28 protein-coding genes are annotated in these 26,923 nt (G+C 69.0%); 22 read left to right on the top strand and 6 right to left on the bottom strand.

Translation table 11 applies throughout. From position 1 onward, the window contains the following. Positions 1–130: 130 nt before the first annotated feature. Together D3654_RS15000 and D3654_RS14995 are read left to right on the top strand one after the other, a co-directional pair. Complete coding sequence (locus D3654_RS15000; RefSeq protein ID WP_120522279.1) at positions 131–1,474, top strand: M16 family metallopeptidase; 1,344 nt, start codon at positions 131–133, stop codon at positions 1,472–1,474. A gap of 152 nt (positions 1,475–1,626) precedes the next feature. Further along, a complete protein-coding gene (locus D3654_RS14995) occupies positions 1,627–2,088 on the top strand; it encodes a DUF1579 family protein (protein ID WP_120522284.1) in 462 nt (153 codons plus the stop codon). A gap of 51 nt (positions 2,089–2,139) precedes the next feature. Here the strand turns inward: D3654_RS14995 and D3654_RS14990 are convergent, their stop codons facing one another. Then, positions 2,140–2,406, bottom strand: a complete 267-nt coding sequence (locus D3654_RS14990) for a MoaD/ThiS family protein (protein WP_120522278.1) — start codon at positions 2,404–2,406, stop codon at positions 2,140–2,142. Positions 2,407–2,412: 6 nt separating this feature from the next. Then, positions 2,413–3,558, bottom strand: coding sequence for a GTP 3',8-cyclase MoaA (gene moaA, locus D3654_RS14985; protein WP_120522277.1), 1,146 nt, complete (start codon positions 3,556–3,558; stop codon positions 2,413–2,415). A 160-nt stretch (positions 3,559–3,718) separates the two neighbouring features. On the opposite strand from moaA, the gene D3654_RS14980 reads away from it, so the two are divergent. From D3654_RS14980 to D3654_RS14940, 9 genes are all read left to right on the top strand, one after another. Beyond that, positions 3,719–4,498: a response regulator transcription factor gene (locus D3654_RS14980; RefSeq protein WP_280960121.1), complete on the top strand. Its 780-nt coding sequence runs from the start codon at positions 3,719–3,721 to the stop codon at positions 4,496–4,498. After that, a complete protein-coding gene (locus tag D3654_RS14975) occupies positions 4,485–5,753 on the top strand; it encodes a sensor histidine kinase (protein WP_120522275.1) in 1,269 nt (422 codons plus the stop codon). The genes D3654_RS14980 and D3654_RS14975 overlap by 14 nt, the downstream gene beginning before the upstream one ends. Next, the gene (locus tag D3654_RS14970) at positions 5,750–7,318 is read left to right on the top strand and encodes a molybdopterin-dependent oxidoreductase (protein ID WP_120522274.1); all 1,569 of its coding nucleotides are present in this window, start codon (positions 5,750–5,752) and stop codon (positions 7,316–7,318) included. The genes D3654_RS14975 and D3654_RS14970 overlap by 4 nt, the downstream gene beginning before the upstream one ends. Positions 7,319–7,385: 67 nt before the next feature. Then, positions 7,386–8,639 carry a molybdopterin molybdotransferase MoeA gene (locus D3654_RS14965; RefSeq protein WP_120522273.1) on the top strand — a complete coding sequence of 418 codons (1,254 nt, stop codon included), beginning with the start codon at positions 7,386–7,388 and terminating at the stop codon, positions 8,637–8,639. Next, positions 8,627–9,205: a cyclic pyranopterin monophosphate synthase MoaC gene (gene moaC / locus D3654_RS14960; RefSeq protein ID WP_280960120.1), complete on the top strand. Its 579-nt coding sequence runs from the start codon at positions 8,627–8,629 to the stop codon at positions 9,203–9,205. Before D3654_RS14965 ends, moaC begins: the two co-directional genes overlap by 13 nt. Then, the gene (locus D3654_RS14955; protein WP_120522272.1) at positions 9,202–9,705 is read left to right on the top strand and encodes a MogA/MoaB family molybdenum cofactor biosynthesis protein; all 504 of its coding nucleotides are present in this window, start codon (positions 9,202–9,204) and stop codon (positions 9,703–9,705) included. Before moaC ends, D3654_RS14955 begins: the two co-directional genes overlap by 4 nt. Further along, positions 9,695–10,150: a molybdenum cofactor biosynthesis protein MoaE gene (locus D3654_RS14950; protein WP_120522271.1), complete on the top strand. Its 456-nt coding sequence runs from the start codon at positions 9,695–9,697 to the stop codon at positions 10,148–10,150. The genes D3654_RS14955 and D3654_RS14950 overlap by 11 nt, the downstream gene beginning before the upstream one ends. 64 nt (positions 10,151–10,214) lie before the next feature. Further along, positions 10,215–10,973, top strand: coding sequence for a 4-hydroxy-tetrahydrodipicolinate reductase (gene dapB, locus D3654_RS14945; RefSeq protein ID WP_120522270.1), 759 nt, complete (start codon positions 10,215–10,217; stop codon positions 10,971–10,973). A gap of 3 nt (positions 10,974–10,976) precedes the next feature. After that, on the top strand, positions 10,977–11,462 hold the full coding sequence (locus tag D3654_RS14940; RefSeq protein WP_120522269.1) for a hypothetical protein: 486 nt from the start codon (positions 10,977–10,979) through the stop codon (positions 11,460–11,462). A 46-nt stretch (positions 11,463–11,508) separates the two neighbouring features. Here D3654_RS14940 and D3654_RS14935 read toward each other — a convergent pair whose 3' ends face one another. From D3654_RS14935 to D3654_RS14925, 3 genes are read right to left on the bottom strand one after another with little or no spacing between them, the layout of a single operon-like run. Next, the gene (locus D3654_RS14935) at positions 11,509–12,762 is read right to left on the bottom strand and encodes a heparan-alpha-glucosaminide N-acetyltransferase domain-containing protein (RefSeq protein WP_120522268.1); all 1,254 of its coding nucleotides are present in this window, start codon (positions 12,760–12,762) and stop codon (positions 11,509–11,511) included. A gap of 53 nt (positions 12,763–12,815) precedes the next feature. Beyond that, entirely contained in the window at positions 12,816–14,348 is a 1,533-nt protein-coding gene (locus D3654_RS14930) for a CYTH and CHAD domain-containing protein (protein ID WP_120522267.1), read from the bottom strand. A 3-nt stretch (positions 14,349–14,351) separates the two neighbouring features. Beyond that, on the bottom strand, positions 14,352–14,615 hold the full coding sequence (locus D3654_RS14925) for a hypothetical protein (RefSeq protein WP_120522266.1): 264 nt from the start codon (positions 14,613–14,615) through the stop codon (positions 14,352–14,354). Positions 14,616–14,838: 223 nt separating this feature from the next. Here D3654_RS14925 and D3654_RS14920 point away from each other — a divergent pair, with 223 nt between their 5' ends. The 7 genes from D3654_RS14920 (at position 14,839) to D3654_RS14890 (ending at position 22,516) form a co-directional block, all read left to right on the top strand. Continuing rightward, on the top strand, positions 14,839–15,138 hold the full coding sequence (locus D3654_RS14920) for a hypothetical protein (RefSeq protein ID WP_120522265.1): 300 nt from the start codon (positions 14,839–14,841) through the stop codon (positions 15,136–15,138). 75 nt (positions 15,139–15,213) lie between these two features. Continuing rightward, positions 15,214–16,125, top strand: coding sequence for a 4-hydroxy-tetrahydrodipicolinate synthase (gene dapA, locus D3654_RS14915; protein ID WP_120522264.1), 912 nt, complete (start codon positions 15,214–15,216; stop codon positions 16,123–16,125). A 27-nt stretch (positions 16,126–16,152) separates the two neighbouring features. Then, a complete protein-coding gene (locus D3654_RS14910) occupies positions 16,153–17,844 on the top strand; it encodes a ribonuclease J (protein WP_120522263.1) in 1,692 nt (563 codons plus the stop codon). Positions 17,845–17,933: 89 nt separating this feature from the next. Then, positions 17,934–20,777: an FtsK/SpoIIIE family DNA translocase gene (locus D3654_RS14905; protein WP_120522262.1), complete on the top strand. Its 2,844-nt coding sequence runs from the start codon at positions 17,934–17,936 to the stop codon at positions 20,775–20,777. Positions 20,778–20,830: 53 nt separating this feature from the next. Beyond that, positions 20,831–21,430, top strand: coding sequence for a CDP-diacylglycerol--glycerol-3-phosphate 3-phosphatidyltransferase (gene pgsA, locus D3654_RS14900; protein WP_120522261.1), 600 nt, complete (start codon positions 20,831–20,833; stop codon positions 21,428–21,430). Beyond that, the gene (locus D3654_RS14895; protein ID WP_120522260.1) at positions 21,427–21,930 is read left to right on the top strand and encodes a CinA family protein; all 504 of its coding nucleotides are present in this window, start codon (positions 21,427–21,429) and stop codon (positions 21,928–21,930) included. Before pgsA ends, D3654_RS14895 begins: the two co-directional genes overlap by 4 nt. Positions 21,931–22,063: 133 nt before the next feature. After that, a complete protein-coding gene (locus tag D3654_RS14890; RefSeq protein WP_074589203.1) occupies positions 22,064–22,516 on the top strand; it encodes a helix-turn-helix domain-containing protein in 453 nt (150 codons plus the stop codon). A 131-nt stretch (positions 22,517–22,647) separates the two neighbouring features. Here D3654_RS14890 and D3654_RS14885 read toward each other — a convergent pair whose 3' ends face one another. Next, positions 22,648–23,148, bottom strand: a complete 501-nt coding sequence (locus tag D3654_RS14885; RefSeq protein ID WP_162943753.1) for a MarR family winged helix-turn-helix transcriptional regulator — start codon at positions 23,146–23,148, stop codon at positions 22,648–22,650. Positions 23,149–23,189: 41 nt separating this feature from the next. Here D3654_RS14885 and D3654_RS14880 point away from each other — a divergent pair, with 41 nt between their 5' ends. From D3654_RS14880 to miaB, 4 genes are all read left to right on the top strand, one after another. Continuing rightward, positions 23,190–23,429 carry a DUF3046 domain-containing protein gene (locus tag D3654_RS14880; protein WP_120522283.1) on the top strand — a complete coding sequence of 80 codons (240 nt, stop codon included), beginning with the start codon at positions 23,190–23,192 and terminating at the stop codon, positions 23,427–23,429. Positions 23,430–23,713: 284 nt separating this feature from the next. Next, entirely contained in the window at positions 23,714–24,760 is a 1,047-nt protein-coding gene (recA, locus tag D3654_RS14875) for a recombinase RecA (RefSeq protein ID WP_074589205.1), read from the top strand. Between the two features lie 49 nt (positions 24,761–24,809). Further along, positions 24,810–25,319 (top strand): regulatory protein RecX, encoded by a 510-nt coding sequence (locus D3654_RS14870; protein WP_425359425.1) that lies wholly within the window; start codon positions 24,810–24,812, stop codon positions 25,317–25,319. Further along, positions 25,316–26,917 (top strand): tRNA (N6-isopentenyl adenosine(37)-C2)-methylthiotransferase MiaB, encoded by a 1,602-nt coding sequence (gene miaB / locus D3654_RS14865; RefSeq protein WP_280960119.1) that lies wholly within the window; start codon positions 25,316–25,318, stop codon positions 26,915–26,917. Before D3654_RS14870 ends, miaB begins: the two co-directional genes overlap by 4 nt. The last annotated feature ends 6 nt before the right edge of the window (positions 26,918–26,923 follow it).

The following is a 26,923-nucleotide window of genomic DNA, read 5'->3' as shown; positions in this document are numbered from 1 at the left end:
CGGTGGCACGTCCACCGGCCCCGCGGCCCTTTTAACCCGGAAGCAAAACTCCGGGACCCACGCGGAACCGGCCCCTGCCGCTGCTACCATGGCAGCCAGATCGGGCCCGCCCGCAAACCGAAAGGCTTTGATGACTGTCGTACCTCTCCCGCTCGAGCAGACCCTGCCCGGAGGCGAACTGATCCACGGTGCCGAGGGCGGCTCCGTCGTCCGGCGCTCGGTCCTGCCCGGCGGGGTAAGGGTACTCACCGAGGCGATGCCCGGGCAGCGCTCGGCCACCATCGGCTTCTGGGTGGGCGTAGGGTCCCGCGACGAGGCCGAAGGCCAGCACGGCTCCACCCACTTCCTGGAGCACCTCCTGTTCAAAGGCACCAAGCGGCGCACGGCCCTGGAAATCGCCTCGGCCTTCGACGAGGTGGGCGGCGAATCCAACGCGGCCACCGCCAAGGAAAGCACCTGCTACTTCGCCCGTGTCCTCGACTCGGACCTGCCCATGGCCATCGACGTCATCGCGGACATGATCACCGGCGCCGTCCTGGACCCGGCCGAGCTGGAGCAGGAACGCGACGTCATCCTCGAGGAAATCGCCATGGACAGCGACGACCCCACGGACGTCGCCCACGAAAAGTTCGTTGCCGCCGTCCTCGGCGTGCACCCCCTCGGCCGGCCGATCGGCGGCACGCCCGCCGCCATCAAGGGCGTCTCCCGGGACTCGGTCTGGGAACACTACCGGCGCTACTACCGGCCGGACGAGCTCGTCATCACCGCGGCCGGCGGGCTGGACCACGACGTCGTCTGCCGCCTCGTCACGGAGGCCCTGCGCGCCGCCGGCTGGTCGCTGCGCGAAGGCGCTGCACCGGTGGAGCGCCGCTCCACCGAGCGGGCCGCCATCACCGGAACTTCCGGCCTGCAGGTGGTCAAGCGCCCGGTGGAGCAGGCCAACATCATCATGGGCTGCCCCTCGCTGGTGGCCACGGACGAGCGCCGCTTCGTGATGAGCGTGCTGAACGCCGTGCTGGGCGGCGGCATGTCCTCGCGCCTGTTCCAGGAAATCCGGGAGAAGCGCGGCCTCGTCTACTCCACGTACTCCTTCGCCTCCTCTTACGCCGACGCCGGCTACTTCGGCATGTACGCCGGCTGCACGCCGTCGAAGGTCAAGCAGGTCCTGGAGCTGCTGGGCACCGAGCTCGACAAGCTCGCCGCCAACGGCATCACCGACGAGGAACTCAGCAAGGCCGTGGGGCAGCTGAGCGGCGGGATTGTCCTCGCCCTCGAAGACACCGGATCGCGGATGTCGCGCCTTGGCCGTGCCGAGCTGGTCTCGGGCGAGTTCCAGGACATCGACGAGACCCTGCGCAGAATCAAGGCCGTCACCACCGCCGAGGTCCAGGAACTGGCCCGGGAACTGGCTGCGTCACCGCGCACCATCACCGTGGTGGGGCCCTTCGAGGAGTCGGAGACCTTCGGCCTCTGAGCCCGTGCCCTGCCCCGGACATGTCCGCTCCCGGCGCTGAAGAGTGGACATATTCCGAATATGTCCACTCTTCGCATTTCCGGGTGGACATGTCCGTCTGTGGAACGGTGGACATGTCCGTCCGGCGGGCAGAAGATGGGGCCGGAGGCATCATGCGCGATCAGCGGCACGTGTCCGTGGCAGAGTCCCTTGAGCCGTTCCTCGGCCGCTGGCGGGGGAGCGCGGAACTGGCCGCGTCACCGTCTGGCCCCGCCCGCACGGTCGAGGCGGAAGTCGTGTTCACGAAGGCCGCAGGCGGCCACGCCGTGGTGCAGAGCTACCGGCACCTGGAAGCCGACGGCTCACACTTCGAAGGCCACGGGGTGTTCACGGTGGACCCGGACCACGGCGACACTTTCTGGTACTACGTGGACAGCATCGGCAAACCGCCCGAAGCCCCTGCCCGGGGCCACTGGGACGGCGGCACCCTCACCCTGGAACGGCACAGCCCGCGGGGCACCTCGCGCCACAGTTTCCGGATCGACGGCGGCGAGCTGGTCCACAGCGGCAGCCTCCGCAAGGGAACCGCGCCGGAGTTCACGCGCTTCCTGAGCGCCCGCTTCCGGCGGGCCTGAAGGCAGCCACCCTGAAGGCAGCCACCCTGAAGGCAGCGGGCCTGGGGTCCGCTATCCGCCGGCGAACGGCGGCAGCACGTCGACGACGTCGTCTGCGCCAAGCGGCGCGGTGCGGTCGCGGACGGCGACCTCGTTGCGCAGGAAGCTGCTGCGGGCGATGATCCGCTCCAGCGGCGGCGTCCCGGCCGGTGGTACAGCGCGTTCGACGGCGAGCAGCGCCTCGAGCAATTCCGTCAGGCTGCTGCCTGCGGGCAGGTGGTGGTGTTCTTCTTCGACGCCGGCCGCGGAGCGTGCGGCAGCGAAGTAGCGTACGAGCAAGGTAGTTCAGCCTCCGATGGCGCTCATGCTGCGGTCGGGCTGGACGAAGTCCGGTGCGCCCAGACCTGTGTGGTCCATGCCGTGTGCCTTGGGTTTGATCCACATGGCGTCCTGCCAGCGGGCGGCGAGTTCCTCGTCGCTTGCGCCCTGGCGGAGCAGCCCCAACAGGTCGAATTCCTCGTGCGAGAACAGGCAGCTCATGATCTTGCCCTCCGCCGTGATCCGGGTGCGCCGGCAATCGGAGCAGAACGGCTCGGTCACCGAGGCAATGATCCCCACGGTGCCCAGCACGGGACCGGTGCCATCAGCGGAACCGGCCGTCCCGGCGGAAGCCTCCTCCCGGCGTCGTACTTCAAAGCGTTCGGCCGGTGCGCCGTCGCGTTCGCGCGGGTCGGGGCCGAGCACGAAGTCGCGGGAAAGGAGTTCACGGATTTCCGCGGCAGTGATCATGTTTCGCCGGGTCCAGCCGTGGTCGGCGTCCAGCGGCATCTGCTCGATGAAGCGCAGCTCGTAGCCGCGGTCCAGGGCCCAGGCCAGCAAGCCGGGCGCTTCGGCGTCGTTGATTCCGCGCATCAGCACGGCGTTGAGCTTCACCGGGCCCAGGCCAGCGTCCCAGGCGGCCTCGACGCCGGCGAGCACCTTGCCCAGGAACGGGCGGCGGGTCAGCTGGGCGAACGTTTCCTCGTGCAGGGAATCCAGGGACACGTTGATCCGGCTCAGGCCCGCGGCCTTGAGGGCGGCTGCCTTCTTGTCCAGTCCGACGCCGTTGGTGGTCATCGAGATCGGCAGTTCCGGGTGCTCGGCCCGCAGGGCTGCGATGATGTCCACCAAATCGGCCCGGACCAGCGGCTCGCCGCCAGTGAGCCGGAGTTCGCGCACACCGAGCCGGCGCACGCCGACCCGCACGATCCGGACGATCTCCTCCGCGGTCATCACTGCCTGCTTGGATAGCCATTCCAGGCCTTCGGCCGGCATGCAGTAGGTACAACGGAGATTGCACTTGTCCGTCAGCGACAGCCGCATGTCCGTGGCCCGCCGCCCGTGGACGTCAAACAAACCTGCCGGAATGCCTTTAGGGCGCGGCGGGGGTACGGCGCCATTGCCGGCGTCCCCGTCCGCGCGCACCAGCGGCATTCCCAGTCCAATACTCATGTTTTCAGGCTACGCCAAGTGACCCGGAACCTCCCCACCGGAGGGTGTCGCATTTCACTTCAGGCGTCACGGAATGCCCGGTTCTTACGGAATACCAACGGATCGCCTCGCGGGGCGCCCGCACCGCCACGCAGGCCTGCCGGAATCCTATGCTGGGAGGGTGAACAAGGCGTCCGAGCAGCGGCCCGAAGACCGCAGTCCTGCCGACCCTGGCTACCGCCGCATCCTCGTTGTCGAGGACGAGGCCACGCTGGCCGGCGTCGTCCGGGACTACCTGGTGCGGGCCGGTTTCCAGGTGCGGATCGCCGCGGACGGTTTCAGCGCCCTGGACCTCGCCTCCGCCTGGCGGCCCGACCTGGTGCTGCTGGACCGGATGCTGCCCGGCGTGGACGGGGTGGAAGTCTGCCGCCGGCTGCGCCGCACCATGGCCGTTCCCGTCATCATGGTCACCGCCCTCGGCACCGAGGACGACCGTATCCTCGGCCTGGAAACCGGCGCCGACGACTACGTCACCAAGCCGTTCTCGCCCCGCGAACTGGTGCTCCGGGTGAAATCCGTGCTGCGCCGCAGCATCAGGGAGTCCACGCCGGAACCGCCGGTGGAAGTTGCCGGATTCGTCCTGGACCCGGCGGCCAGGACTGTGCTGCACCACGGCAAACCGCTCGCCCTGACCCTGCGTGAGTTCGACCTGCTGGCCTTCCTGCTCCGCCGGCCGCGGCAGGTTTTCAGCCGGGAGGAACTGATCAAGGCCGTCTGGGAGTGGGACTTCGGCGACCTCTCCACGGTGACGGTCCACGTGCGCCGCCTGCGCGAAAAGATCGAAGACGACCCCACGGCCCCGCGCCTGCTGAAGACCGTGTGGGGAGTGGGCTACCGCTTCGACCCGCCGGCGGCCGACGGCGACGGGCAAGAACCGGAGGGCGGCCGTGGAGAGCGCTGAGCTGCTGACCATCCTGGCCTGGGTGCTGCTGTGGGCCCTTGCCATCGGCGCCGTGACGGTGGTGCTGTTGCGGTACCTCCGGCGGGCCTCCATCCTCGTCCAGGTCTGCCTGGTGGTGGTGGCCGCCGTCGCGGTGCTGGTGGCGGGGATGGTGAGCGCGTTCAACGCCATGTTCATCTCCGCCCGCGACCTGGAAGTCATGTGGTACATCCTCGGGTTGGCCTCCGCCGTCGCACTCGGCATCGCCCTGATGCTCGGCGTCGGGGTATCGCGCAACGCCGCACGCCTCGTGACCGCCGCCCGGCAACTCGGCAGCGCGGATGGCCCCAACGGCGGGCTGCCCGCCGGCCGGGGGCTGCCGGCAATGAACTCGGAACTGGCCCGGCTGGCCCGGGAACTCGAGAAGAGCGGCATCCGCCTGGAGGAATCCCGGCAGCGGGAGGCCGCCGTCGAGAACGCCCGCCGGGAACTGGTCTCCTGGATTTCCCACGACCTCCGCACCCCGCTGGCCGGCATGCGCGCCATGGCCGAAGCCCTCGAGGACGGCATGGCCCCTGACCCTTCCGCCTACCACCGCAAGATCATCAGCCACAGCGAACAGATGGCCGCCATGGTCAACGACCTCCTGGAGCTCTCCCGCATCCAGGCCGGAACCCTCCGGCTGCGGGCCGAGGCAATCGACCTGTACGACCTCCTCAGCGATGCCATCGCCGACCTCGCGCCGCTGGCCGCCCGGCGCGGAATAACGCTCGACGGCGGCGGCGTGGCACACTGCATGGCCGTCGCCGACGGGCCCAGCCTGGGCCGGGCCGTGCGGAACGTCCTGCACAACGCGGTGATCTACAGCCGGCCGGACAGCACGGTCCGGGTGGGCGCGGGGATATCCGCGGGGGCGCCTGCCGGAACGCCGGAACTCGTCGTCACTGTAGACGACAGCTGCGGCGGGATCGCCGAGGACGACCTGGCGCACGTCTTCGAGACCGGCTGGCAGAAAGATCCCGCACGGGGCAGGAGCGACGACGGCGGCCAGCCGGGCGGTGCCCTGTTCAGCGGGGCCGGAGTCGGGTTGAGCATGGTTGCCGGAATCGTCAAGGCCCACGGCGGGAGCGCTTCACTGGCCAATTACGGGGACGGCTGCCGCTTCGAACTGCGCCTGCCCGCAGCCCCGGGAACCGCGGCACCGGGAACGACAGCCCCGGGAACCGCAGCACCAGAACCACCAGCACAGCCACTACCAGGGAAGGGCACGCCATGAGCACGCTATCCCGCCCAGCGAAAAGCACCACCGCGGCCCGCACCCGCTGGGCCGCAGCAGCGGGCGCCGTCGCGGTGGGCGCCGGCGTCGCCCTCGGCGAACTGCTGGCCGCCCTGCTCAGCCCCGGGCTCTCGCCCGTCACCGCCTTGGGCGGAGCGGTGATCGACGCCGTCCCGCCCGGAGTTAAGGACCTCGCCGTGGCCTGGTTCGGCACCGCGGACAAAGCCGTGCTGATCGCCAGCATCGGCCTGGTCACCTTGGTGCTCGCCGCCGTCGCCGGAATCCTCGAAGACCGCAGGCCGGGCACCGGGCTGATCCTCGCGGGCCTGGCGGGCGCCGCGGGACTGGCCGCGGTGATGACCCGGGCGCAGTCGGTCCAGCTCGCGACGCTCGCGCCCGTGGCCGGGGCGGCGCTGGCAATGGGGCTGCTGCGCCTCTTCGCCAAGCGCCTCGCCGCCTGGAATCCCGCCGGCGGCAAGGCGAAGGAAACCGCACCCCTGGCTCGCCGCAGCTTCCTGCAGTTCCTGGGGCTCAGCGCCGCCGGTGCGGCCGTCGGCGGGATCGTGACGGCGGTCATCCGCCGCGCGGGAAGCCTCGCCGATTCCGCCCGGAGCGCATTGTCCCTTCCGGCACCTGCGACGCCGGCCCAGGCCATCCCCGCCGGTGCTTCGCTCGACGTTCCCGGGATCTCCTCCCTTGTGACCCCGAATCCGGAGTTCTATCGCATCGACACCGCCCTGATCGTGCCAGCCCTCAGCCCGGACACCTGGACACTCAAGGTGACCGGACTCGTCGAACACCCGGTCGAACTGACCTTCGCGGACCTCCTGGCCAAGCCGATGACCGCCCGCCACATCACCATCGCCTGCGTGTCCAACGAGGTGGGCGGTGACCTGATCGGCAACGCCCTGTGGCTCGGCTGGCCGGTCCGGGAACTCCTGGCCATGGCAGGCCCCAAGGACGGCGCAGACATGGTGCTCTCCGTCAGCAGCGACGGCTTTACTGCCGGCACGCCCCTCGAAGCCCTCACCGACGGCCGGGACGCGCTGCTCGCCGTCGGCATGAACGGCGAACCGCTGCCCCTCGAACACGGCTTCCCGGTGCGGATGATCGTCCCGGGCCTCTACGGCTACGTCTCGGCCACCAAATGGCTCACCGAGCTGAAGGTCACCCGCTTCGCCGACGACCAGGGCTACTGGACGCCGCGCGGCTGGAGCGCCCGCGGCCCCATCAAGACCCAGTCCCGCATCGACGTGCCGCGGCAGGGCGCCAAGGTCAACGCGGGAACGGTGCAGTTCGGCGGCGTCGCGTGGGCCCAGCACCGCGGCATCGGCCGGGTGGAACTGCGCGTGGACCGCGGCCCCTGGCAGCAGGCGGAGCTGGCGCCGGGAATCTCGAAAGACACCTGGGTGCAATGGAAGCGCGGCCTCGAGCTGGGTCCCGGCGAGCACGAAATCCAGGTCCGGGCCACCGACTCCACCGGCACCCCGCAGCCCGAACAGCGGACACCCGTCGCCCCGGACGGCGCCACCGGCTTCCACACGGTGTCGGTCACAGCCGGCTGAGACGCCGGGATGGATGCGCTGATCCCGTAGGCTGGCTGCACTAACCGTCCAACCCCGGAGGTACCCCGTGCCCAGATCTGTCGCCGAGCACGCCGACGCCGTCCGCGGCCTCCTCGCCGGGCTGCCCGCAGCCAAGGGCAGTGAACGCCTCCCGCTGCTGGATGCGCTCGGCCGCGCGCTCGCCGTCGACGTCCTGGCGCCCGGGCACCTCCCGCCGTTCGCGAACTCCCAGATGGACGGCTATGCGGTCCGCTCCCTGGATTTCCGGCACGACGGCGGCACTCCCGACGGCGGTGCCGGCGACAGCGGAACGGGAACCGGCGGCGCCCGGCTGAAAGTCGTGGCCCCCATCCCGGCCGGCGTCGCCCCGCAGGAACTGCTCCCCGGCAGCGCCGCCCCGATCATGACCGGCGCGATGATGCCCGCCGGAGCGGACGCCGTCGTACCGATCGAGCAGGCGGTGCCGGACAGCTTCCCCGCTCCGGGCACGGACGCCGTCGTCGAGCTACCCCCGACGGCGGCCCGCAGCTTCGTCCGCGCGGCGGGCAGCGACATCGCCGCCGGGACCTTGGCGCTCGCCGCTGGAACCAGCCTCGGCCCCGGGCAGCTGGGCCTGCTCGCCGCCCTCGGACTCACCGAGGTGGAGGTCCGCCGGCCGCTGCACGTGCTTCTCGTGACGACGGGGGACGAGGTGGTGGAACCGGGCCACGCGCTGCCGCCGGGCAAGATCCACGACGCCAACGGAACCCTGCTCGAGGCCGCCATGCGCCAGGCCGGGCTGGTTGTCACCCGGAGCGCCATTTCCTCCGACGACCCCGCCGTGCTGCTTGGGAAGCTGCGCGGCCGGGACGCCGGCGCGGACCTCATCGTGACCACCGGCGGGGTCAGCAAAGGCGCCTACGAGGTGGTCCGGCAGGCCATGGCGGAACAGCCGGTGGAGTTCCTGTCCGTCGCGATGCAGCCGGGCGGTCCGCAGGGCATCGGGACGTTCGATGGCGTCCCCTTCCTCGGCTTCCCGGGCAACCCCGTGAGCTGCCTGGTGTCCTTCGAAATGTTCCTGCGGCCGGCGCTCTCCGCCGTCCTCGGCGCACCGGCGCCGCGCCCCGCACCCCGCGCCCGGCTGACCGAACGCCTCAGCTCGCCTGCCGGCAAACACCAGCTGCGCCGGGCCAGCCTGCTGCCGGACGGAACGGTCCGCCTGGAAGGCGGCCCCGGCTCCCACCTGGTCCATGCCCTGGCCAAGGCCAACGCCTTGGTCCACGTGCCGGCCGACGTCACGGAACTCGAGGCCGGCGCGGAAGTGGAAGTATGGATGTTGTGAGTGATTCCCAATACACCCCGGACGGCCTGGACAACCCGGGCGGCCTGACCCACCTCCGCCAGGACGGTACCGCCCAGATGGTGGACGTCTCCGGCAAGGCCGTGACCACCCGCGAAGCCACCGCCACAGCCACAGTCCGCAGCACCCCCGAGGTCCTGGCCCTGCTCGGCGCCGGCGAACTGCCGAAGGGCGACGCCCTCGCCGTGGCCCGGGTGGCAGGGATCATGGCTGCGAAGAAGACCCCCGAGCTCATCCCGCTGTGCCATCCGCTGCCGATCTCCAAGGTCACCGTCGACTTCGAACTCGGACAGGACTCGGTGCAGGTCGAGGCGACCGTCAAGACCCGCGGCGTCACCGGCGTCGAAATGGAAGCCCTCACCGCGGCGTCCGTGGCGGCGCTCAGCGTCTACGACATGATCAAGGCCGTGGACAAGCACGCCGTCATCAGCGGCATCCAGGTGCTCGCGAAAAGCGGCGGCAAGAGCGGCGATTGGCGCCTCGACGACGGTTCAGCCGACGGCGACGCCACCGCCGGGGAGGCCACGGCCGGGGAGGCCACGCCGTGAGCGGCTGCGAACCCGGCGCGCACGGGCCCCGGAAGGCCGGCGTCGTCATCGCCTCGACCCGCGCCGCCGCGGGCATCTATCGGGACGAAACCGGTCCGGTGATCGAAGACTGGCTCGCCGAACACGGCTTCGAGACCTTCCCCGCCATGGTGGTGCCCGACGGCGAACCGGTGGGCGCCGCGATCCGCGCCCTCCTCAGCCAGGAACCCGCCGTCATCATCACCAGCGGCGGCACCGGACTCAGCCCCGACGACCGGACCCCGGACGTCACGCTGCCGCTCCTGGACCGCGAAATCCCGGGCATTATGGAAGGCATGCGCCGCGCCGGCGCCGCGAAGACCCCGCTCGCCATGCTGAGCCGTGGCCATGCCGGAACCGCGGGCCGCACCTTCATCGTGAACCTGCCCGGTTCCCCCAAGGGCGTCATGGACGGGCTCGCCGTCCTTGACCCCGTCCTCGGCCACCTATGCGATCAGTTGGAAGGAAGCCATGGTCACTGAAAGCAGCTTCGAAGTAGTCCACGCCGTGCTCAGCGCCGAGCCGATTTCCGTGGACCAGGCCATCGCGGCCGTCGAATCGGACACGGCCGGAGCCGTGGTGAGCTTCAGCGGCGTCGTCCGCAACCACGACGGCGGCAAGGCCGTGGACCGGCTCAGCTACAGCGCGCACCCCACGGCACACCAGGTGCTGGCCGACGTCGTCGCCACCCTGATCGCCGAGCATGCGGGGGAGACCGGGCAGCCCGTGCGGATCTGGGCCGCGCACCGGGTGGGCAAGCTGGAGATCGGCGACCCGGCACTGGTGTGCGCGGTGTCCGCTTCGCACCGGGGCCAGGCCTTCGCCATCTGCTCGGAACTGGTGGACAGAATCAAGGAACAGGTCCCCATCTGGAAGGAACAGTTCTTCAGCGACGGCACCGTCGAATGGGTCGGGGCGGGGGAGTAGGTCCCCGCGCCCGCAGGCGTAACCGGTTCAAGGCAGTGCCCCGCCCGACGGTAGGGTTAACGCCATGACCGAACAACTTGCCGTCGCCGTGCTGGGCGCCTCCGGGCGCATGGGAATCGAAGCCGTGAAGGCCGTCGAAGCCGCCCCGGACATGAAGCTCGTGGCCGCCCTGGGCCGCAACGATTCCCTGGACACCCTGCTTGACGCCGGCGCCAAGTACGTCGTGGACCTCACCGTCCCGGACAGCACGGAAGCGAACGTCCGCTTCGCCGTCGAACACGGCATGCACGCCGTCGTCGGCACCACCGGCTGGGACGCCGGCCGCCTGGCCGACCTGCGCTCCCTGCTGGCCGGCAACCCGGAGTCGGGCGTGCTGATCGCCCCGAACTTTGCCCTCGGCTCGGTGCTCGCTTCCGCCTTCGCCGCCAAGGCGTCCAAATACTTCGAATCGGTGGAAATCATCGAACTGCACCACCCCAACAAGGTGGACGCGCCCTCCGGCACCGCCGTGCGCACCGCCCAGCTGATCGCCGAGGCCCGCGAACAGGCAGGCGTTCCGGCCAGCCCGGACGCCACCGAAACCTCGCTCGACGGCGCCCGCGGCTGCGACGTCGACGGCGTCCGCGTCCACAGTGTCCGCCTGCGCGGCCTGGTGGCCCACCAGGAAGTCCTGCTGGGCGGACCAGGGGAGCAGCTGACCATCCGCCACGACTCCTTCGACCGCGCCTCCTTCATGCCCGGCGTCCTCCTGGGCCTGCGCAACGTTGCCGCGCACCCGGGTCTCACCGTGGGCCTGGACGGCTACCTGGACCTGGGCCTCTAGGCCATGGGAACGTTCTGGACCGTCCTCAAGAACAACCGCACCAAGATCTGGGTCGGCGCCATCACCCTGCTGCTGGTGCTGTACCTGGTGGTTTCCTTCCAGCGTTCCCTGCTGCTGCTGGGCGACGCCAACCTCATGGCCAAGGCGATCGGCACGGCCTACCTGGTCCTGCCGATCGTGGGTGCCTGGGCGCTGATCCGCGAGCTCATGTTCGGGGCCCGCACCGAACAGATGGCCAGGATCCTCGAGGACGAAGGCGGCCTGCCGGAGGACCGGCTGCCGCGGACCCCGGGCGGCAGGATCGTGCGTGCCGCGGCGGACGCCGAGTTCGAAAAATACCGGGTGGAAACCGAAGCGGCGCCCGAGGACTGGCGCTCCTGGTTCCGCCTCGCCTGCGCCTACGACGCCGCCGGGGACCGCAAGCGTGCCCGCGCCTCCATGCGCGACGCCGTCCGGCTGTTCCGTGGCCGGCCCGCCGCAGGCGCCTGAACCGCCGGCGCCTGAACCGCCGGCACCTGGACCTTTCCGCGGGTTGTCACCGGCCCGCGGCCGTCAGGTAACGGCCGAGCACTGCGGCCCGGTGCGCCATCCACTCCAAAGGCCCGCGCCTGCCCCAAAGCGCGAACAGCACGCCGACCGCCACCGCTGCCAGAGCGTGCAGCAGGTACATGCCTTCCGGGGTGAGCCCTGCGGGAAGTTCCTGTCCATGGAACCAGGACACTGCCCAGACATGCAGGGTGTAGAGAGTCAGCGTCATCGCCCCGGGTCCAGCGAGCGGCAGGAGCCAGCGCGCGGGTTCCGGGGCGCCCGGCCTGCGGAGCCCGCCCAGCAGCAGGAAGAAGCCGACGACGGCGGCCGCCGTTCCCGCGGTGTGCAGCAGGTCCAGCGTGGTTCCCGAGTGGGGCGCCGCCGCGGCGAGCCACCACCAGGTCCCGCTCTGTTCCACGCCCGTCAGGCTGACCTGGAGACGGCCCTCCAAGGGGAAGGCGGGGTTGCCCACGCTTGCTTCCAGGGCCTGCAGTCCGCCCCAATCCAGGATCGCCGCGTTGCCCAGCAGCTTCGCGCCCGCTGCCACGGCGGCGCCGGTGCACAGCACCAGGGCCCGGACCGCTGTCCGCGCCAGGTCCAGCCGACCGATCAACAGGCCGATCAACAGGTAGGAGAGCCACTGCAGCACCGGGTAGTAGCCGGTGAGCAGGACGTCCGCCAGCAGCGGGCCCGGCGTGCCCAGGTCCTCCATGGCCGGGTTGTGGCCGAGGACCAAGGGCGGCTCTGCGGACAGGAACCAAGGCCGCAGCGCGAAGGCGAGGACCGGGGACAGCAGCACCCACCCGCCGGCCCAGGCCGCGAGGGCCCTCGTGCCGAGGCCGAGGAAGGGCAGCACGCAGAGGAACAGCACGGCGTAGTGCACCAGGATCACGGCGATGTTCACCTCAAGGCCGCCCAGGATCAGGCCCACGACGGCGACGGGCACCGCCCGCAGGGCCACTCCGAGACGTGCTGCCTGCAGCTCCCCTCCGCGCAGCGGCCGCTGCCTGCCGGTGCTGAGGGTCAGCCCGACGCCGGCCAGGATTGCGAAGAGGGCGGCTGAGCGGCCGGAAAACACCAGGCCCACCCACGTGGGGGTCTGGGCCGGGTCGGAGCCGAAGATGGCCATCAGGTGCGTTGCCATCATCCCGAGGAGGGCAACGCCGCGCGCAGCGTCGACTCCGGCCAGCCGCTTGCTGGCGGTCGGCTTTGCAGCCACCCGGGCCCGGGGGCGGCGCCGGTCAGGACTCACAGCCTCCATGAGCCGATCGTCGCACAGGCCGTGCGGCCAGCGGCAGCTTTCGGGCGCTTCGGTTATCCGCCGAGGCGCAGCTTCCGGGCCTTTTTACCGGCTTTCAGGTACGCGGCGTGCGACTGTTTGGCGGTGTCCTGTTCCTGCCGCGCCAGTTGCTGGTAGATCTCCTTGCTTGCTTCGCTGAGATCCGGGGCGTCGGCGAGGCCGGCCAGGAACTCCCGGGCGATCACGGCATCCTGGTGCTGGCCGAGGACGTCCTGCAGCCGGTGGGCGGATTTCCGGAGTTTCCGGGCAGCCTTGCCGTAGAGGGGAACAGCGGTTTCGGCGCCGTGGCGCAGCCTCTTGGCGTCTTTGCGGATCTTGTGCAGGGCTTTGTCGTGGCGGGGGCCGGCCGTGGTTTTCCTGGCCTTGCGCTCGGATTTCTCCAGCCGCGCGATGCCTTTGTTGATGAACTTCGCGCTGGCCTTGCCTGCCTTGCGCTGCGCTTTGGACTTCGCCGGCGGGTGGTCGCGGAAGGCTTCCAAGGCGTCCAGCAACTGGAAGTACCGGGACGTGTCCAGCGCCGCGAGCGCGCGGCGATATCCGCCGTCGTACCTGGCGCCGAGTTCGTGTTCGACCTGTCCCCGGACGGGTCCGGACGACTGCTCTTCAGGCAGCTCGCCGAGGTTGGCAAGGATCCGGGAGCGCATCACCTCGGCATCGCGGGGCCTGCCGAGGATCCCTCCGATCCAGCGCAGTTCGTCCTCAAGCCGGGACGCGGCGTCTTTGTTGAACAGCGGCCGGTAGATGGCTAGGGCGGACCTGGTCCGCCGGACGGCCGAGCGCATGTTGTGCAGTGCCTCGGGCTCCTCGCGGCGGACCCCGGCGTCGTAGTCGAGGATCTCCGTGAGGCGGGCATCAAGGTAGGCGAGGACGAGGTCCCGGACCGGGCCCTTCTTGCGCGGGCGGATGGGGCTCCTCTTGGTGCCGGCCGGCCAGGCGTCGCCGAGGGCGCGGGCCACCTTGGAGCTGTGGCCGGCGGGCCGGGCGCCGGCGGCTGCGATCGCTGGCGACGCGGCGCTGAACAGCTCCGGCGTGGCGTGGAGGAGTTCGAGCTCCCATTCGCGCCAGTGGGTGCCTTGTTCCCGGCCCTTGGGTTCCGGGCCCCTGAGCTGTGCCGCGTGGACGTGGTCGTCGGAGAAATCAGCGAGGTGCTCTCCGCCGGGACCGTACAGCCGGGTGGTGGTCCGCCGTGTGGTCAGCCGGGCCGTGGGCGAAAGTTCCCTGCCGCGGATGAAGGCGGCCAGCCGTTCGAGCAGCCGCGGAGGCACTGCGTCGGGCTGGCCCAAGGGGGCGTGGATTTCCTGGCGGTCGTCGGGGCCCAGGGGCAGTTTCAGGTGCCAGCCGTCGTCGGGCCCTCCCGTACGGCGCCGCAGCGTGATGGCCCGTCTGGCCAGTTCCATGTCCGGGGTGTCGAAGTAGACGGCTTCCAGGAGCATTTCGGCCGGGTCCCCCGTGTGTTCGACGCCGGGGATGTCGAGGAAGCGCGGTGCCCGGGACGTGGGTCCGGGCTCGTACTTGCGCTCTGATTCGGTGCTTTCCGCAGGGACCATGGCTCAGGCGAGGGGGCTTGCCGGAGAGTCCAAGGCCACGGCGAGGACAGCATCGGCGACGTCGTCGCGCAGGTAGTAGGCCCGGTTCTCCCGGGGTTCGAGGCTGCCGTGGACCACGTAATAGCCGCGGCCTTCACCCGGGCCGCCGGCTGCGCGGTCGAGGGCCTCGACGGCGGCCGGGTCGAGTCGTTGCTCCCGCCCGAGCTGGTGCAGCCGCTCCAGTTCCTCGGGGCGCAGCGCGCTGATCAGCGCGGGGATGTTCGTCATGGCGCACGTCCTTAGCCGGCACCTGATGGGGGATGGTGTCGCTCCGTCGAGCCGTCGGTGCCTTTGCCCGGCCCGGCACACCCCGATTGTAGGACCGGCCGCTCGCGCCGAGAAGGGCCCGGCCCGGCATGACGGCGACGGCCCGGCATCCGGAGCCACCGTCCGCGCCGGGCGCAGCGCCAAGGCCTTGTATTCGAATATATGTTCGAATAATATTGCCCGCATGAAAGATCCCATGCCGGAGGGCCCCATGAAGGCAATGAGCCCAGGGGTGGTCGATTTCCTGTTCAGGCAACTGGTCAACGGGGAGCCCCCGGAGGATGTGCAATGGCAGCGCGAAGGGACTGTCCTCGTCGACGAGCCCCCGGGCGCCGAGCTCGCCCGGCGCCTCTCGGAGACGGACCTGGACGCCCTGACGCCCGCGGAACTCTTCGACTACGTCCGTGCCGCCCAGCGCCTCGGCGCCTGGGCCGACAAGCTGCGGGAGGCCGCCGTCGAACGGTATTGCGCCGGACGAATCTGACGCCGAAGGCGAATGTGGCGGTGGACACCTCGTCCCATTCCCGGAACGTGCGGCTGACAGGGTAACGTTTTTCGTATGTCTGACTCCCGCGCAAATGTTCCTGCCCTTGGTACCCTGCTGACCGCCATGGTCACCCCCTTCACCAAAGACGGTGACGTCGATTACAAGCAGGCGGCGGAACTGGCGAGCAAGCTGGTCGACGACGGCTGCGACGGCCTGGTCGTCACCGGAACCACAGGCGAAACCTCCACCCTCACCGACGAGGAAAACCTCGGCATGTTCCGTGCCGTCAAGGACGCGGTCGGAGGCCGCGCCGCCATCATCGCCGGCACGGGCACCAACGACACCGCCCATTCCGTGCACCTCTCGCAGGAAGCCGCAAAGCTCGGCATCGACGGGCTCCTGCTCGTCACCCCGTACTACAACAAGCCCAGCCAGGCAGGCATCCGCGCCCACTTCGAAACCGTGGCCTCCGCCACCGACGTCCCGGTGATGCTCTACGACATCCCCGGACGCTCCTCCGTGCAGATCGCCCCCGACACCATGATCCGGCTGGCCGAACACCCGAACATCGTGGCCGTGAAGGACGCCAAGGCCGACTTCGCCGCCGCCACCCGCGTCATGGCCCAGACCGACCTGGCCTTCTACTCCGGCGACGACGGACTGACCCTCGAATGGATGGCACTGGGCGCCGTCGGCCTGGTGGGCGTCACCACGCACGTCGCCACCCGCCGTTTCCGCGAACTGGTGGACGCCGTCAACGCCAACGACCTCGGCACCGCGCGCAAGATCAACTTCGAGCTGGAACCGGTCATCCGTGCCACGATGACCCGCGTCCAGGGCGCCGTAGCCGCCAAGCAGATTCTTAAATGGCAGGGAGTCCTGCCGAACTCGTATGTCCGCTTGCCCCTCGTGGAGCCGGACGCCGACGAGATCAACACCATCCGCGAGGACTTGGCGGAAGCCGGAATGGACTTCACCGTCTAGGAAGATTCCGCCGGAAAGTAGCGCACTATGACCCAAACCGCCCTTCCCGGACTTACCACTCCGCCCAGGCTCAAGGAGGGAACGCTCCGGATCGTGCCCCTCGGCGGCCTGGGTGAAGTCGGCCGCAACATGGCGGTCTTCGAAATCGACGGGAAGCTGCTTATCGTCGACTGCGGCGTGCTCTTCCCCGAAGAGACCCAGCCGGGCGTGGACCTGATCCTCCCGGATTTCAGCTACATCGAAGACCGCCTGGACGACGTCGTCGCCATCGTGCTGACCCACGGGCACGAGGACCACATCGGCGCTGTGCCGTACCTGCTGCGCCTGAAGCCGGACCTGCCCCTGGTGGGTTCGCAGCTGACCCTGGCGCTGGTGGAAGCCAAGCTCCAGGAACACCGGATCAAGCCGTACACCCTCACCGTCACGGAAGGGCAGATCGAACAGTTCGGCCCCTTCGAGTGTGAATTCGTCGCGGTCAACCACTCCATCCCGGACGCCCTCGCGGTGTTCATCCGCACAGCGGGCGGCAACGTGCTGCACACCGGCGACTTCAAGATGGACCAGCTGCCGTTGGACGGCCGGATCACCGACCTGCGCCACTTCGCCCGCCTCGGCGAAGAGGGCGTGGACCTGTTCATGGCCGATTCCACCAACGCGGACGTCCCCGGCTTCACCACTGCGGAAAAGGAAATCGGCCCCACCCTGGAGCGGCTGTTCAGCCAGGCGAAGAAGCGCATCATCGTGGCGTCCTTCTCCTCGCATGTGCACCGCGTCCAGCAGGTCCTCGACGCTGCCGCCAAGCACGGCCGGAACGTGGCCTTCGTGGGCCGATCCATGGTCCGGAACATGGCCATCGCCGCCAAGCTGGGCTACCTGGACGTGCCGCCGGGCATCCTGGTGGACCTGAAGAACATCGACGAACTGCCGGACCACCGCGTGGTCCTGATGTCCACCGGTTCCCAGGGCGAACCCATGGCCGCGCTGTCCCGCATGGCCAACGGCGACCACCGCGTCGTCGTCGGCACCGGGGACACCGTGATCCTGGCCTCGAGCCTCATCCCCGGCAACGAGAACGCGGTCTTCCGGATCATCAACGGCCTGCTCAAGCTTGGCGCGGAGGTCATCCACAAGGGCAACGCCAAGGTGCACGTCTCCGGCCACGCAGCCGCCGGCGAACTGCTCTACTGCTACAACATCCTCAAGCCGCTCAACGCCATGCCGGTGCACGGTGAAACCCGGCACCTGATCGCCAACGGCCGGATCGCCGAGGACTCTGGCGTGCCCACGGAGAACGTCATCCTCGCGGACAACGGCACCGTGATCGACCTGAAGGACCGCAAGGCCCGGGTGTCCGGCCAGGTGGAGGTCGGCTTCGTCTACGTGGACGGCTCCAGCGTCGGCGAGATCACCGACGCCGACCTCAAGGACCGCAGGATCCTGGGCGACGAAGGCTTCATCTCGGTCATCACCGTCATCAACCGCACCACCGGCAAGATCGTCTCCGGCCCGGAGATCCACGCCCGGGGCGTGGCGGAGGACGACGCCGTGTTCGACGAGATCGTGCCCAAGATCAACGCCGCCCTCGAAGAAGCCGTGGTCAACCACCCGGACCACACCAACTACCAGCTGCAGCAGGTGGTGCGCCGCGTGATCGGAACGTGGGTGAACCGCAGGCTCCGGCGCCGCCCGATGATCATCCCGGTGGTCCTCGAGGCGTAGCTCACACGCAGCCCGGCCCCGAGGGGCCCGAAAAGCCGGACGGCCCGGAATCCGCAGGATTCCGGGCCGTTTGCGGTACCGTGGCGAGTATGGCGACTCGTACTTCCTCCGCGCCAAAAGGCAGCTCCACCAGTAAGTCCGGCGGATCCAGCCGGGGCGGAGCCACCACAAAATCCAGCAGGAGCGCCGGCTCCGCTTCCCGCGGCAGCGCCCGGGGCAGCAGCCGGGGCAAGGCAAGCGCCGAGCCACAGCAGCCCTGGCTCGTCAGGGTCCTCGCCGGTGCCTGGCAGGGCATCGGGCACCTTGTCGGCGCGGGAGTGCGCCGCATCGGCCACGACGTCAGCGACCTCGATCCGTCCGAACGCCGCGACGGCGCCGCCCTGTTCAACCTCGTGCTCGGCATCTTCATCGCCACCTTCACGTGGTGGGGCATGCGCGGCTGGCTGCCGGACCTCGTCTACAGCGTCGTCAACGGCACCTTCGGCTGGATGTCCCTCCTCCTACCGCTCATGCTCTTCGTCTGCGCCTTCCGGCTGTTCCGGCAGCCCTGGGACGGCCGGGGCAACAACCGCGTGGGGATCGGTTTCCTGATCATGACCTTCGCCGGGACCGGCCTGGCGCACGTCATCGGCGGCCAGCCCACGGTCGCGGACGGGTTCGACGGGCTGCGCCGCGCCGGCGGCATGCTCGGTTTCCTCGCGGCGGCACCGCTGGCGGCCATCCATGCCGCCGTCCCCGTCCTCGTCTACTCCGCCCTGGCCTTCACGTCCGTGCTCATCGTCACCGCGACGCCGTTCGGGGCGATCCCGCAGCGGATCCGGGCAGCGTACGAACACCTCATGGGCGTGGACCTCATGGAGGACGGCACCCGCGGCGACGCCCACGACCGCAGCTACCTCTACGAGAACGACCGCCCCGCCCCGAAGAAGAAAAAGCGCATGCGGCTCTTCGGCAAGGACGAAGAGGCCGCGCCGGGGCTGGGCGGCTATGTGGGGGACGAAGCCTTCGAGCACGCAATCGTCGACGGCGAAGACGGCGCCACGGCGCCGAAGGCACCCTCGGTGCCCCCGGGAGTCCGCCGCCCCACCCAGGCCGAGATCGCCGTCGAGAAGATCAAGGCGGCCCAGGGCCTGGGCAGCGCCGGCCAGGGCGAGAGCCCCACCGAGGCGATTCCCGTCGTCGCGCCCGCCATCAGGGTTCCCTCGACGCCGGTCAGCCCGCCACCGCCGCCCACGCCGATCCCGCAGCGCACCGAACAGCTCTCCTTGGCGGGGGACGTCACATACACGCTCCCGGCCTCGGACAACCTGACACCGGGCTCGGTGCCGAAGGAACGGACCGAGGCGAACGACGCCGTCGTGGCCGCCCTGACGGACACCCTGCAACAGTTCAACGTCGACGCCACCGTCACCGGCTTCAGCCGCGGCCCCACCGTGACCCGCTACGAGATCGAGCTGGCCCCCGGCACCAAGGTGGAACGCGTCACGGCCCTGTCCAAGAACATCTCCTACGCCGTGGCCTCCAGCGACGTCCGCATCCTCAGCCCCATCCCGGGCAAGTCCGCCATCGGCATCGAAATCCCCAACACCGACCGCGAAACCGTGTCCCTGGGCGATGTCCTGCGCAGCCAGAACGCCCGCCGCACGGACCACCCGATGGTCATGGGCGTGGGCAAGGACGTCGAGGGCGGCTTCGTGGTGGCCAACCTGGCCAAGATGCCGCACATGCTCGTGGCCGGTGCCACCGGTGCCGGTAAGTCCTCCTTCGTGAACTCGATGATCACCTCGATCCTCATGCGCGCCACCCCGGACGAGGTCCGCATGGTCATGGTGGACCCCAAGCGCGTGGAACTCACCGCCTACGAGGGCGTGCCGCACCTCATTACGCCCATCATCACCAACCCGAAGAAGGCCGCCGAAGCCCTGCAGTGGGTGGTCCGCGAGATGGACGCCCGCTACGACGACCTGGCCAACTACGGCTACAAGCACATCGACGATTTCAACAAGGCAGTCCGGGCCGGCAAGGTGGTCCCGCCGCCGGACTCCAAGCGCGTCATCAAGCCGTACCCGTACCTGCTGGTGATCGTGGACGAACTCGCCGACCTCATGATGGTGGCCCCGCGCGACGTCGAAGACTCGATCGTGCGCATCACCCAGCTGGCCCGCGCCGCAGGCATCCACCTGGTGCTGGCCACCCAGCGCCCGTCGGTGGACGTCGTCACCGGCCTCATCAAGGCCAACGTGCCCTCCCGCATGGCCTTCGCCACCTCCTCCGTCACCGACTCCCGCGTGGTCCTGGACCAGCCCGGCGCCGAAAAGCTGATCGGCCAGGGCGACGCCCTGTTCCTGCCGATGGGTGCCTCCAAGGCGATGCGTGTCCAGGGCGCCTGGGTTTCGGAATCCGAAATCCACAAGGTGGTCGAGCACGTCAAGGGCCAGCTCCAAGCCGTGTACCGCGACGACGTCGCCGCCGAGGCACCCAAGAAGCAGATCGATGACGACATCGGGGACGACCTCGAGGTGCTGCTGCAGGCCACGGAGCTCGTGGTCACCACGCAGTTCGGCTCCACGTCCATGCTGCAGCGCAAGCTGCGCGTAGGCTTCGCCAAGGCCGGCCGGCTCATGGACCTGCTCGAATCCCGTGGCGTCGTGGGGCCGTCCGAAGGGTCCAAGGCCCGCGACGTGCTCGTCAAGCCGGACGACCTCGCCCCGGTGCTTGCGGCCATGAAGGGCGGCGAAGCGCCCGCCGTCCCCGACGCCCACACCGCCGCACTGAGCGACAACGCGAACGCGAACATCGCCGTCGGCGGCTATGCCGAAGACCTTGTGGCCGCCGACCTGGACAACCGCACCCAGGCGATCGACTACTATGACGGTGCCGACGGCGGGGAGGACGACGGCGGCGAGGACGCCTGGTCGCTGACTGGTCGGTAGTCATGGGCCGGACGGTAATCAGGGTGCCGGCCTCCGGACGGTAGCCTAGAGGCGTGACTACATCCGAAGGCAGCCAAGCCGGTTCCGGCTCCGAGATCTGGAACCTGCCCAACATCCTGACGATGCTGCGCATCGCCCTCGTCCCGTTCTTCATCTGGTTCCTGCTTGCCGACAACGGCGAGCATGGACTCTGGCGCTGGGCCGCCGTCGTCGCCTTCGCCGCGGCGATCTACACGGACAAGCTCGACGGCGACATCGCCCGCAGCCGGAACCTGATCACCAACTTCGGCAAGATCGCCGACCCGATCGCGGACAAGCTGCTCATCGGTTCCGCCCTCGTGCTCCTCTCCGCATTGGGGGAGTTGCCCTGGTGGATCACCATCGTCATCCTGGTGCGGGAGTGGGGGATTACCGCCCTGCGCTTCTTCGTCATCCGCTATGGCGTGATGCCGGCCTCGCGCGGCGGAAAGCTCAAAACCGTCGTCCAGACCGTCGCCATTTTCCTGTTCATCGTGCCCCTGGCGTTGATCGCTCCCTGGCTGTACTGGCTGGCGTTCGCCGTGATGCTCGCGGCCCTCGCAATCACCGTCTGGACCGGCGTCGAGTACGTCTTCCAGGCGCTCAGGCTGCGGGCCGCAGGACGGCGCGCATGAGCCGTCCGGCAGCGGAGACCGCTGCCGACGTCGTCGCCCTGGCGATCGACCGGGGCGTCACGGTGGCGACGGCGGAATCCCTCACGGCGGGCTTGGTCGCCGCGATCCTGGCCAACACCCCGGGCGCGTCCGGGATGCTGCAGGGCGGCGTGGTCGCCTACCAGAACTCGGTGAAAGCCGCCGTGCTCGGGGTGCCGGAGGCCTTGCTCGCCGAGGCCGGTTCGGTGGACGCCGAGGTTGCCCGCGCCATGGCGGAGGGTGCACGGAAAGCCTGCGGCGCCGACGTCGGCGTGTCCACCACGGGAGTAGCCGGGCCTGACGCGCACGACGGGAAAGACGTGGGCACCGTCTTCATCGCGGTGGCGTCCGGCCAGGGCAGCGAAGCGTTCGGCTACGCCTTCTCCGGCGGCCGCGCCGAGATCCGGGAGCAGGCTGCCGCCGCCGCGCTGGAGAGTGTGCTGGGCCTCTTGCGCAGCACCGAGTTACCACAGGTAAAGTAAGCGGGAACAAAAACGGCAGCCCGATAGTTGTTACATTGTGTCGCCCCGGAAGAGCCGGGGCGCCTAGGATGTAAGACAAGCGGGGCACCTTTTCGAGGGTGTCCCGGACCGAAGAGGGAGCAAGGCGATACAGATGGTAAAGCAGCCCGTATCCGTAAACGGCGTTGTCCGCTGGAAGGATGTGGGCTTGGCCGAATCGGCACCGAGGGAACAGAAGGAGCGCAAGATGGTTGTACTGCGTCACGAGATCGGTGATGTTCTGCGCGATGTCCGGCAGCGCCAGGGCCGTACCCTTCGCGAGGTTTCGCACAGCGCCCGCGTATCCCTCGGCTACCTCAGCGAGGTGGAGCGCGGCCAGAAGGAAGCGTCCTCCGAACTGCTGTCCTCGATCTGCACGGCCCTGGACGTCCCGCTGTCCAGCATGCTCCGCGAAGTCAGCGACCGGGTGGCCGTTGCCGAAGGCGTGGCAGTTCCGGACACCGTTCCCCAGGAGTTCGCGCAGCGCTACGGACGCGACCTGGACCGCGAACTCAGCGCGGAACTGGGCGGGGATTTCACCCCGGGCGTGCTCTCGGCAGCCCGCTGAGCACCGCGGCATAAACGCCAAATCACATAGACAACACAGGAGGAGGCTCCGGCAGCAGCGCCGGAGCCTCCTCTTTTTGTGCGGCGTGACGCTTGTATCGGGTGCGCCGAGCCGGGTCAGGCCGGCCAGCCTCAGGCCTGGTCTTTGCCGATTCCTTCGCCATAGGCGGTGTTGAGCCGCTCCATGTACTCGGCCAGCGTACGGATTTCGTCGAGGGGCCATTCGCCCAGGCGTTCCCGGAACACCTGCCGCCGCGCGTCCTGGACCTGGTGCATCTTTTCCTCGCCCTTGGGCGTCAGGCGGATGGACTGCGCCCGCCCGTCCTGCGGGTCGGCCTCCTTATAGACCATGCCGATGCTTTCAAGGAAGGCGATCTGGCGGCTCACCGAGGGCTTGCCGACGCCGATGCACGAGGCCAGTTCGGTCAGGCGCATGGGCCCTTCCTTGCGGATGATCGACAGCAGGCCGTAGGCGGCAGGTTCCATGTCCGGGTGCACCTGGCGCGAGAGCTGGTGGGAGAGCGAACGGGCCCGGCGCCAGAAGATGCTCAGCTGGTGTTCCACCTGTTGGAGGGCGTTATCCACGCCGTCTCCATCGACCGGCTCCGGCGCATCGTCGGGGGTATTGCTCATGGCAACCATTCTAGAGTCCGGCCACGTGAGAGACTCTATTGGTGCGGATCAGTGACTTTTGGCGACTCATGGAGGACGAGTTCGGGAGCGGCTATGCCCGGGTCCTGGCGGGCTCCCTCGTGCTTGCCGGGGTGGGCGGGCGCACCGCCGGCCAGGCGCTGGACGCCGGTGTCGAGCCGCGGAAGGTGTGGCTCGCGATCTGCGAGGTCCAGGACGTTCCCGAGGAACGCCGGCTGGGACGCGACATCAAGATCAAGGACGGGGCCTCCCAGCAGTTCTGAACCGGCCGAAGTCCCGGGCCAAGCCCGCGGACCCAGCTTCGAAGCGGTGACACGCGCGGCCCGCGTGTTCGAATATCTGTTCGGATAGGACTATGCTCCTTTCAGAGGAAAATTGATTCTGACGGACCTCCGCCTGTATCCGTGAACTAGTCCGATTCCGCGTGGTTTATCCACATAGCGCATGTTGCCCGCAAAAAATGTCAGCGGCCGGCACTAGCGTCGGAAGGGACAGGAAAGCGGCCCCTCAGGCCAGTCCACAGCGAGAAAGCTCAGAGGTGTGAACCATGGCGGCAAACCCGGATCGTGAGAAGGCGCTCGAAGCAGCGCTTGCCCAGATCGACAAGCAATTCGGCAAGGGCTCCATCATGCGCCTGGGTGACGACACCCGTGCGCCCATCGAAGTGATCCCCACCGGATCGATCGCCTTGGACGTCGCCCTGGGCATCGGCGGCCTGCCGCGTGGCCGTGTCGTGGAAATCTACGGCCCGGAATCGTCGGGTAAGACCACCGTGGCACTGCACGCCGTAGCCAATGCGCAGCGCAACGGCGGCATCGCGGCCTTCATCGACGCCGAACACGCACTGGACCCGGACTACGCTGCCAAGCTCGGCGTGGACACGGACGCCCTGCTCGTGTCGCAGCCGGACACCGGTGAACAGGCCCTGGAAATCATGGACATGCTGGTGGGCTCCGGCTCCCTGGACATCATCGTCATCGACTCCGTGGCGGCCCTCGTTCCGCGGGCCGAAATCGAAGGCGAAATGGGTGACTCCCACGTGGGTCTGCAGGCCCGCCTCATGAGCCAGGCGCTGCGTAAGATCACCGGCCGCCTGAGCCAGACCAAGACCACCGCCATCTTCATCAACCAGCTGCGTGAAAAGATCGGTGTGTTCTTCGGCTCCCCGGAAACCACCACCGGTGGTAAGGCCCTGAAGTTCTACGCCTCGGTGCGTATCGATGTCCGCCGCATCCAGACGCTCAAGGAAGGCTCGGACTCGGTCGGCAACCGCACCAAGGCCAAGATCGTCAAGAACAAGATGGCCCCGCCCTTCAAGGTCGCCGAATTCGACATCATCTACGGCCAGGGCATCTCCCGCGAAGGCGGAATCATCGACATGGGTGTCGAGCACGGCATCATCAAGAAGTCCGGTTCGTGGTTCACCTACGACGGCGACCAGCTGGGCCAGGGCATGGAGAACTCGCGCCGCTTCCTGCGCGACAACCCCGAACTCGCCCAGGAACTGGAGCGCCTCATCAAGGAGAAGCTGGGCGTCGGCGTCAAGCCAGCCGAAGGCGAGGACTCTCCGAAGCTGAAGGCCGTTGACGGCTAGGCGCCAGCGCACGGCCCGCCCGGGCAGGGAACTCCCAGCGGATTCCTCCGTGACGGAGGATGCCGAGGCCGATCCCGAAGCGGTGGCGCGGGCCATCGTCCTGCGGCAGCTGACCAACTCTCCCAAGAGCAGGCAGCAGCTGGCCCGGAAGCTTGCCGAGCGCAACGTGCCCGAATCCGTAGCGGACGCTGTGCTGGACCGATTCGAAGAGGTCCGGCTCATCGACGACGCCGACTTTGCCGAGATGTGGGTCCGGAGCCGCTCCCAGACCAGGAAACTGGCCCGGGGCGCGCTCCGCCGGGAACTGGCAGACAAGGGCATCGACCCCGACACCGCCGAAGAGGCCCTCGCGCAGCTCAGCGACGACGATGAACAGCAGGCCGCACGGGAACTCGTCGCGCGCAAGCTCCGGGGCGGCGTGGACCTTGGCAACAGGGAGGAACGGGACAAGCACACCCGGCGCCTCGCGGCCATGCTGGCGCGGAAGGGGTACCAGCCCTCCCTGGCGTTCCGGATCGTCGGGGAAGTGCTGGACGAAGCCGGTACCCTTAACGAGTGAGTTTTACCGCTTCTCCCGCAGCCCCTTCCTCCGCAGCTGAGCCCGTAGCTGAATCCGCAGCCGAATCGGCAGTTGCATCCACTGACGGGCTTGGCGCCGCCGGTCCCGCGCGCCAACGCACCTACCAGGTCCGCACCTTCGGCTGCCAGATGAACGTCCATGACTCCGAGCGCATGGCCGGCCTGCTGGAGGACGCCGGATACGTTCCCGCGGACGGGGCCCTGGCCGACGTCGTGGTCTTCAACACCTGCGCCGTCCGGGAGAACGCGGACAACAAGCTGTACGGCAACCTCGGCGAACTGAAGCAGGTCAAGGCCGCGCACCCGGGAATGCAGATCGCCGTCGGTGGCTGCCTCGCCCAGAAGGACCGCGAAACCATTGTCAGCAAGGCCCCCTGGGTGGATGCCGTTTTCGGCACCCACAACGTCGGCGCCCTTCCCGCGCTGCTGGACCGGGCCCGCCACAACAACGAGGCGCAGCTCGAAATCCTCGAATCCCTGGACGTCTTCCCGTCCACCCTGCCCACCAAGCGTGACTCCGTCTACTCCGGCTGGGTGTCGATTTCCGTCGGCTGCAACAACACCTGCACCTTCTGCATCGTGCCGTCCCTGCGCGGCAAGGAAAAGGACCGCCGGCCGGGGGAGATCCTCGCCGAAATCCAGGCCCTCGTGGACGACGGCGCGGTCGAGGTCACACTTCTTGGCCAGAACGTCAACTCCTACGGCGTGGAATTCGGCGACCGGCTGGCCTTCTCCAAGCTGCTGCGGGCCTGCGGCGGGATCGAAGGACTCGAACGCGTGCGCTTTACCAGCCCGCACCCGGCGGCCTTCACCGACGACGTCATCGACGCCATGGCCGAAACCCCCAACGTGATGCCCCAGCTGCACATGCCCCTGCAGTCCGGCTCCGACAAGGTCCTCAAGGACATGCGCCGCTCGTACCGTTCCTCCAGGTTCCTGGGCATCCTCGACAAGGTCCGGGAACGGATCCCCAATGCCGCCATCACCACGGACATCATCGTCGGCTTCCCCGGTGAGACCGAGGAGGACTTCCAAGCCACGCTTGACGTCGTCAAAAAGTCGCGCTTCTCCTCCGCCTTCACCTTCCAGTACTCCAAGCGGCCCGGCACCCCGGCGGCCGAGCTTCCGGAGCAGCTTCCCAAGGCCGTCGTGCAGGAACGCTACGAGCGGCTCATCGCGCTCCAGGACCGGATCGCCGCCGAAGAGAACGCCAAGCAGCTCGGCCGCAAGGTGGAGCTTCTCGTCACCGCCCAGGCAGGACGCAAGGCAGGGGAGACCCACCGCTTGTCCGGCCGTGCCGCCGACCAGCGCCTCGTACACTTCTCCGTCCCCGACGGCGCCGAAACCCCGCGCCCCGGCGACTTCGTCACCGTCACCATCACCGAAGCCGCGGCCTTCCACCTGCTCGCCGACCCCGCAGGCGCGGCCGACTACAGCCTGCGCCGCTCCCGGGCCGGCGACGCCTGGGACCGTTCGCAGGCCGATTCCTGCGGCGCCCCCGCGCCCGGCACCGCGGGCAAGGACGGCAAGGCGGCGGTCTCCCTGGGCATGCCGTCGCTGCCGCTGCGCCGCAGTTGAGCACGC

Origin of the sequence: Arthrobacter celericrescens, from assembly GCF_003614925.1 — a bacterium.
GTDB classification, from domain to species: Bacteria; Actinomycetota; Actinomycetes; order Actinomycetales; family Micrococcaceae; genus Arthrobacter; species Arthrobacter celericrescens.
This window is presented reverse-complemented; position numbering and strand designations above follow the sequence as displayed.